The 1721-nt window shown below is 76.8% G+C and carries 2 protein-coding genes; both read left to right on the plus strand.

The genetic code is table 11. The features are described 5' to 3' along the window. Positions 1 to 337, plus strand: a 337-nt coding sequence (locus tag EBO15_RS45005; RefSeq protein WP_199745194.1) for a hypothetical protein, incomplete at its 5' end; no start/stop codon positions are given. A gap of 4 nt (positions 338 to 341) precedes the next feature. Then, positions 342 to 1547, plus strand: coding sequence for a DegT/DnrJ/EryC1/StrS family aminotransferase (locus tag EBO15_RS43330; protein WP_122200205.1), 1206 nt, complete (start codon positions 342 to 344; stop codon positions 1545 to 1547). The last annotated feature ends 174 nt before the right edge of the window (positions 1548 to 1721 follow it).

A 1721-nucleotide genomic window follows, 5' to 3' on the forward strand; every position in this document is an offset into this window, starting at 1 on the left:
CGGCGACGACGCGCGCGGCCCGGCGGCGCCCACGCCCCCGCCGGACGAGCCGCCCTCGACGTCGGTCGTCCGGGCGGGCGGACGGCCCGTCCTGACCCGCGAGTCCGGCGAGGTCGCCTCGCCGGCGGACGGCCCCCGGCCGGTGGAGGTCCGCCCGCTCACGCTCGTGCACGCGTTCGAGGACGTCGACCCCGGCGCGGACACGCGGTTCGGGATCGTCGCGGTGGCCGGGCCGGTGACGCCGGTCGCGGGCCTGGAGTCGGTGCGCGACCTGGTCGCCGCGTCCGGCTGGCCGCTGCTCGGGGTCGTCGCGACCAGCCGGAAGATCAAGGGGTAGCGGTATGAGCCACGACGCGGGGAAGCAGAACGGCCGCGACGTCGACAGACCGTCCGGGGACAGGGTGCCGTTCGCGGTGCCGTCCTTCGCGGACGGCGTGGCCGAGCGGGTCACCGAGACGCTGACCTCCGGCTGGGTGACCACCGGCCCGCAGGTCGCCGAGTTCGAGCGGGACTTCGCCGCCTACCTGGGCGCGGAGACCGTGGTCGCGGTCGCCTCCTGCACGGCCGCGCTGGAGCTGTGCCTGCGGGCGCTCGACCTGCCGCCGGGCTCGCCGGTGCTGACGCCGAGCCTGACCTTCTGCGGGGCGGTGAACGCGATCCTGCACGCGGGCCTGCGCCCGGTGCTGGTGGACGTCGACGAGGACACGCTCGTGCCGTCCGAGGCGACCGTGGCCGAGGCGGCGGCGCGGACGCGCCCGCTCGCGATGGTCACGCAGAACCAGGCGGGCTACCCGGTGGACGTCCCGGCGCTCGCGCGGGCCGCCGGGCTCGACCGGAACCGCGTCGTCGAGGACGCGGCGCACGGACCGGGCGCGGCCCGCGACGGCAGGAGCGCGGGCGCGGACTCGCACGCCGCGTGCTTCAGCTTCTACGCCACCAAGAACATGCCGATCGGCGAGGGCGGCGCGGTCGCGACCACCGATCCCGACCTCGCCGACCGGGTCCGGTCGACGCGGCTGCACGGCATGAGCAAGGACTCCTGGAAGCGGTACCTGCCGGGCGGGAGCTGGCGCTACGACGTCCGGAACGTCGGCCTGAAGGCGAACATGACCGACATCCAGGCGACGATCGGGCGGGCGCAGCTCGCCGCGCTGCCCGGCTGGCAGGACGAGCGCGCCGAGCTCGTCCGCCGCTACGACGAGGCGCTCGCCGGGCTGCCCGGCCTCGTCCTGCCGCAGCGGAACCTGGACGGCGTCACGCACGCCTGGCACCTCTACCAGGTCCGGATCCCGGACCGGGACGCGGTGATCGCCGAGCTGACCGAGGCGGGCGTCGGGACGTCGGTGCACTTCATCCCGATCAGCCACATGACCGAGTACCGGGGCCTGCTCGGCCCGGACGAGTGCGGGGCGGTGCCGGTGACCGACCGGGTCGCCGAGGAGCTGCTGTCGCTCCCGCTGTTCCCCGGCCTGACCGGGGCCCAGCAGGACCGGGTCGTCTCCCTCCTCACCGGCGCGCTGCGCCGCCGTACCGCGCTGGCCGGCTAGCCATGAGGTGGTTCCCGGGACGCGCGCCGAGGACGCGGCCGACGGCCGCGCCGGAGGCTCCCGCGACGTCGGACCCGCCGCCCTGCGACGGCGCGGCGGCGGCCTCGTCGCGGCGCGGCGGGGAGGCGACGCCGCTGGCGCTGCTCCTCGGCCGGGACGAGGTGGCGGTGACCG

It is taken from the genome of Actinomadura harenae (genome assembly GCF_003696215.1).
Lineage (GTDB): Bacteria > Actinomycetota > Actinomycetes > Streptosporangiales > Streptosporangiaceae > Spirillospora > Spirillospora harenae.

Bases quoted from the DNA above. Each gene is read 5' to 3' on its own strand.
- EBO15_RS43330 (WP_122200205.1), top strand. From the start codon at position 342: ATGAGCCACGACGCGGGGAAGCAGAACGGCCGCGACGTCGACAGACCG.